Origin of the sequence: Micromonospora deserti (assembly GCF_003236335.1) — a bacterium.
GTDB lineage: Bacteria > Actinomycetota > Actinomycetes > Mycobacteriales > Micromonosporaceae > Micromonospora > Micromonospora deserti.
In genome coordinates this window covers 1-5,976 of the sequence record NZ_POUB01000324.1, presented here as the reverse complement: position 1 = coordinate 5,976, position 5,976 = coordinate 1, and the positions used below count along the sequence as shown (strand labels likewise).

General features: G+C 70.9%; 4 protein-coding genes. All 4 read left to right on the top strand.

All coding sequences use genetic code 11. The features are described 5' to 3' along the window. A partial coding sequence (gene secD, locus C1I99_RS28250; RefSeq protein ID WP_111137249.1) for a protein translocase subunit SecD occupies positions 1-1,424 on the top strand: 1,424 nt, incomplete at its 5' end. Between the two features lies 1 nt (position 1,425). Continuing rightward, entirely contained in the window at positions 1,426-2,613 is a 1,188-nt protein-coding gene (gene secF / locus C1I99_RS28245; protein ID WP_111137248.1) for a protein translocase subunit SecF, read from the top strand. A gap of 86 nt (positions 2,614-2,699) precedes the next feature. Next, positions 2,700-3,266, top strand: coding sequence for an adenine phosphoribosyltransferase (locus C1I99_RS28240; RefSeq protein WP_111137247.1), 567 nt, complete (start codon positions 2,700-2,702; stop codon positions 3,264-3,266). A 171-nt stretch (positions 3,267-3,437) separates the two neighbouring features. Next, the gene (locus tag C1I99_RS28235; protein ID WP_111137246.1) at positions 3,438-5,963 is read left to right on the top strand and encodes a RelA/SpoT family protein; all 2,526 of its coding nucleotides are present in this window, start codon (positions 3,438-3,440) and stop codon (positions 5,961-5,963) included. Positions 5,964-5,976 lie beyond the last annotated feature (13 nt).

Below are 5,976 nucleotides of genomic sequence, written 5' to 3'. Positions count from 1 at the left end.
GCGCCACCCCGACCCCGACCGCCAGCGCCCCGCAGGCGACCGCGTCGCCGAGCGGCGGCCAGGGCGGCATGGCGCCGGCGCCGAGCGCCAGCGCCACCCCCTCCGCGTCGCCCAGCGCGGCGGCGCCCTCGCCGAGCGCCAGCGCCGAGCCGGTCCCGCAGAGCGTCGAGGAGCAGCGCAAGGCCGTGGAGCAGAAGGTCGGCGCCCCCGCCTGGGCGGCCGCCAGCGGCCTGCAGGCCCCGGCCGACCTGGCCGCTGACCCGTCCCTGGCCGAGAAGCTCAAGGCGTTCTCCACCCTCACCCCGCGCGAGGCTGCGGTGCTGCCGGCGCAGATGCAGTTCAACGTCCCGCAGATCACCTGCGCCCAGCTCGACGCCCGGCCGCCGGCGTCGATCTCGGACCCGAACCAGCAGGTCGTCGCGTGTGAGGACGGCGCCGTCAAGTACCTGCTCGACCAGGCGAAGGTGCTTGGCACCGACGTCAGCGACGCCGACGCAGTCCTCGACCAGACCAGCTCCTGGGTGGTCAGCCTCGACTTCACCGGCGACGGACAGCAGAAGTGGACCAACCTGACCCGCGAGGCGTTCAACAACGAGGGCGGTGCCTGCGACGCGAGCGCGCTCGGCCAGGACGGCAAGTGCCGGGTGGCCGTGGTGCTGGACAACGAGATCGTCTCCTCGCCGGAGATCCAGGGCGTGCTGACCGGCGACTCCCAGATCACCGGCAACTTCACCCAGAAGGACGCCAGCGAGCTGGCCGGCCAGCTGCGCTACGGCGCGCTGCCGGTGACCTTCGAGGCGCAGGAGCAGCAGAACGTCACCGCCACCCTGGGCGCCAGCCACCTGCGGGCCGGCCTGCTCGCGGCCGGCATCGGCATGCTGCTGGTCATCATCTACTCGTTCTTCTACTACCGCCTGCTCGGCTCGGTGATCTTCCTGAGCCTGATCCTCTCGGCGCTGCTGGTCTTCGGCGCGCTGGTGGTGCTCGGCCGGCAGATCGGCTTCACCCTCACCCTGGCCGGCATCGCCGGCATGATCGTCTCTCTCGGTGTGGCGGCGGACTCGTTCGTCATCTACTTCGAGCGGCTCAAGGACGAGATCCGGGAGGGCCGCAGCCCGCGCAGCGCGGTGTCGCGGGCGTGGATCCGGGCGCGCCGGACGATCATCTCGGCCAACGCCATCACCATCATGTCGGCGGTGGTGCTCTACGTGGTCTCGGTCGGCGCGGTGAAGGGCTTCGCCTTCGCGCTCGGCCTGGCCACCGTGCTGGACCTGGTCGTGGTCTTCCTCTTCCGGCACCCGATCATGACGATGTTCGCCCGTACCCGGGCGTTCCTGTCCCCGCGGGTCAGCGGGCTCGGCCGGGTACTCCCGGCTCGGGCCGAGCAGGCCAAGCCCCGCACCCCGCGCGTCAAGGAGGCCTGAGATGGCTGGAAGTGGTCTGGCGAGCCGCCTCTACCGCGGTGAGGCCGGTCTCAACATCATCGGCCGGCGCAAGCTCTGGTTCGCCGTCGCCGGCGCGCTGATCCTGGTCGCGGTGCTCAGCTTCGCGCTGCGCGGCTTCAGCCTCGGCATCGAGTTCGCCGGCGGCAACTCGTTCCAGGTGCCGGCCAGCGTGGGCACGCTGGAGCGGGCCGAGCAGCAGGTCGACGCGGCCCTCGCGGCCGAGGGCGCCGGCGCCGAGGTGGTCACCGCGCAGAAGGTGGGCGGCACCGGCGGCGACTTCTACGAGATGCGCACTACGCAGCTCACCGCCGAGCAGGCCAACGCGGTCAAGGAGGAGATGGCCCGCGAGTTCGGCATTCCGGTCGACCAGATCAGCGGCAACCAGGTCAGCGAGGCATGGGGGAGCCAGGTCACCGAGCGGGCGCTGCTGGGCCTGATCATCTTCGTCGCGCTGGTGATGGTCTACCTGATCCTGCGCTTCGAGTGGCGGATGGCGGTCGCCGCCGTCGCCTCGCTGGTGATGAACCTGATCCTCACCGCCGGCATCTACTCGCTGGTGGGCTTCGAGGTCACCCCGTCGACGGTCATCGGCTTCCTCACCATCCTGGGCTTCGCGCTCTACGACGTGGTGGTGGTCTTCGACAAGGTCCAGGAGAACACCCGGGGCATCACCGCGAACAACAACCAGACGTACGGCGAGGCGGCCAACCTGGCGATCAACCAGAGCCTGATGCGGTCGCTGAACACCTCGGTGGTCGCCCTGTTGCCGGTCGGCGGCCTGCTCTTCATCGGTGCCGGCCTGCTCGGCGCGGGCACCCTGAAGGACCTCGGTCTGGTGCTGTTCGTCGGCATGGCGGTCGCGTTCTTCTCCTCGATCCTGCTGGCCACCCCGCTGCTGGTGCTGATGAAGAACTACGACCCGCGGATCCGGGCGCACAACAAGCGGGTGCTGGCCCGCCGGGGGGCCCTCGCCCGCGGCGAGGTCACCCCGAAGGGCACCCCGCCTTCCGCCGCGGCCCCGGAGGCCGCCGAGCCGGTCGACCCGGAGTCGGCCGCCCTGGCCGGCGCCGCGCCGAAGGTGGGCGCGCGGCCGGCCGGCAAGCGGTCGGGCGGCGCCCGGGGCGGCCGGCCGGCCGGTAACCGGCCGGGTGGCGGCAAGCGGCGCTGACCCGGACGCAGGCGGTACGACGGCGTCCTTCATGCTGTGCGAGCAGCAGGGAGGACGCCGTCGTCATGGAAGGAGACGGAACTGCCGTGACGGAGACCCACAGCACCGGGCTACGGGGGGACAGCGGCCCGGACGCCGCCAGGCTGGTGGCCAGCCGGGTGCTGGACGTGCCCGACTTTCCCAAGCCCGGTGTCATGTTCAAGGACCTGATGCCGCTCTTCGCCGACGGTGCGGCGTTCCGCGAGGTGATCGACGGGATCGTCGCGTACCACGGGCGGGACTCGTTCGACGCGGTGGTCGGCATCGAGGCGCGCGGGTTCGTGCTGGCGGCGGCCATCGCGTACGCGACCGGGGTCGGCGTGGTGCCGGTGCGTAAGGCGGGCAAGCTGCCCCGCCCCGCGTACTCGGCCTCCTACGCCCTGGAGTACGGCGAGGCCACCCTGGAGGTGCACCAGGACGCCTTCACCGCCGGGCACCGGGTGCTGGTGGTCGACGACGTGCTGGCCACCGGTGGCACCGCCGAGGCCACCCTTGACCTGGTCGAGCGGGCCGGCGGCACGGTCACCGGTTTCACCGTGCTACTGGAACTGGGCTTCCTCGGCGGCCGGAAACGGTTGGCCCCGCGTCCGGTCCATGCCCTGTTGACCGTTTGATCGCCGCGACCATCGGGCGGAGCCGGCGCGGTCCGTCCGGGGGAGCGGCAGGGCACCGTGCGTGCGGGTAGCATTGCCCTTTGCTGACCGGGCGGTGATCCGTCCGGGTGGCGAGAGACCAGGCCGGCCGGCGCACGGTCGGTGTTTTCCCGGCGATCGGTGAGGAGGCCGGTGTCCCACGATGTCGCCCCTCCGGTGGAGGGCACGGTGCACCCGACAGGCGACGCGGACGGCTCGGTAACCGACCGGAACGGTGACGCCCCGGTCCGGGTCCCGGCCTCCGGCAACGGCTCCGCCGCGACCGGCCCCGCCGACGCCGTACGCCCGGGCGGGGGTCGCGCGGGCGGTCCGACCGGTGGCTCCGGTGCCGACGGGGTCGTGGTCCCGTTCCCGGCCGACGGCCCCGCCGACCCGGCGCCGAGCGGGGGTTTCGCGTTCTCCAACGCGCCCACCGGCCGGCGGGTCCGGGCGCGGCTGGCACGGTTCAACGCGCCCTGGCAGAGTTCGCAGGTCAGCGAGGTGCTCGAACCGCTGATCTCGACCCACCGGGAGAACCACCCGAAGGCCGACGCGCGGCTGCTGCAGCGCGCCTTCGACACCGCCGCCCGCTGGCACTCCGGGCAGTACCGCAAGTCCGGTGACCCGTACATCACCCACCCGCTGGCGGTGGCCACCATCCTGGCCAACCTAGGGATGGACACCACCACGCTGGTCGCGGCGCTGCTGCACGACACCATCGAGGACACCGAGTACACCCTCGACCAGATGCGGGCCGACTTCGGCGGTGAGGTCGCGCTGCTGGTCGACGGGGTCACCAAGCTCGACAAGGTCAAGCTGGGCGACGCGGCCAAGGCGGAGACGATCCGCAAGATGGTCGTGGCGATGGCCAAGGACCCGCGGGTGCTGGTGATCAAGCTCGCCGACCGGCTGCACAACATGCGCACCCTCACCTTCCTGCCCCGCCCCAAGCAGGAGCAGAAGGCGAAGGAGACCCTGGAGATCCTGGCCCCGCTGGCGCACCGGCTGGGTATGAACACCATCAAGTGGGAGTTGGAGGATCTCGCTTTCGGCACGCTGTTCCCGAAGCGGTTCGAGGAGATCAACCGGCTGATCGGGGAGCACCAGCCGCAGCGGGAGGCGTTGCTGCGCCAGGTCACCCAGAAGGTGCAGACCGACCTGAAGGCCGCCAAGATCAAGGCGGAGACCACCGGCCGGCCGAAGCACCTGTACTCGATCTACCAGAAGATGATCGTGCGGGGGCGCGACTTCAACGACATCTACGACCTGGTCGGGGTGCGGATCCTGGTCGACACGGTGCGGGACTGCTACGCCGCCCTCGGGGTGATCCACGCGAACTGGCAGCCGGTGCCGGGCCGGTTCAAGGACTACATCGCGATGCCCAAGTTCAACATGTACCAGTCGTTGCACACGACGGTCATCGGGCCAACCGGCAAGCCGGTGGAGATGCAGATCCGCACGTACGCGATGCACCGCACCGCCGAGTTCGGCATCGCCGCGCACTGGAAGTACAAGGAGCACAAGGGCACCCAGATCGTCGGCCCGCCGGCGCACATCGACGAGATGACCTGGCTGCGGCAGTTGCTGGACTGGCAGCGGGAGGCGGCGGACCCGAGCGAGTTCCTCGACGCGCTGCGGTTCGACCTGTCCAGCCAGGAGGTGTACGTCTTCACCCCGAAGGGTGACGTCATTCCGTTGCCGACCGGGTCGACGCCGGTGGACTTCGCCTACGCGGTGCACACCGAGGTGGGGCACAAGTGCATCGGGGCGCGGGTCAACGGCAAGCTGGTGCCGCTGGAGTCGACGCTGTCCAACGGCGACGTGATCGAGATCTTCACGTCGAAGTCCGACACCGCCGGGCCGACGCAGGACTGGTTGGGTTTCGTCAAGAGCCCTCGGGCCCGCACCAAGATCCGCCAGTACTTCAACAAGGAGCGGCGCGAGGAGGCGATCGAGGCCGGTAAGGACGCGATCGTCAAGGCGATGCGCAAGCAGGGCATGCCGCTGCAGCGGATGCTCACCTCCGACGCGCTGATGGCGATCGCCCGGGACCTGCACCTGGCCGACGTCGCCTCGCTCTACGCCGCGGTCGGCGACAGCCAGGTCTCCGCCCAGTCGGTGGTGCAGAAGCTGATGGCCACGTACGGCGGCGAGGAGGGCGCGGCGGAGGACATCGCCGAGACCGCCGTCGCCACCCGCCCGCCGCGCAGCCGGGCCAGCAGCCACGACCCGGGTGTGGTCGTCCGGGGCGTCAGCGACGTGTGGATCAAGCTGGCCCGCTGCTGCACCCCGGTGCCGCCGGACTCGGTCTTCGGGTTCGTCACGCGCTCCGGCGGGGTGAGTGTGCACCGCGACGACTGCGCCAACGCCGAGGACCTCAGGGCGCAGGGGGAGCGGGTCGTCGAGGTGAGCTGGAAGCTGACCTCAGCGTCGACGTTCCTGGTGGCCATCCAGGTCGAGGCGCTGGATCGGCACAAGCTGCTCGCCGACGTCACCCGGGTGCTTTCCGACGAGCGGGTCAATATTCTCTCCGCCACCGTCACCACCACCCGGGACCGGGTGGCGGTGAGCCGGTTCAGCTTCGAGATGGCCGACCCGAAGCACCTCGGTCACCTGCTGGCCGCCGTCCGCAAGGTCGACGGCGTCTTCGACGCCTACCGCGTCACCTCCGGCGCCTGACCCACCCACCCCC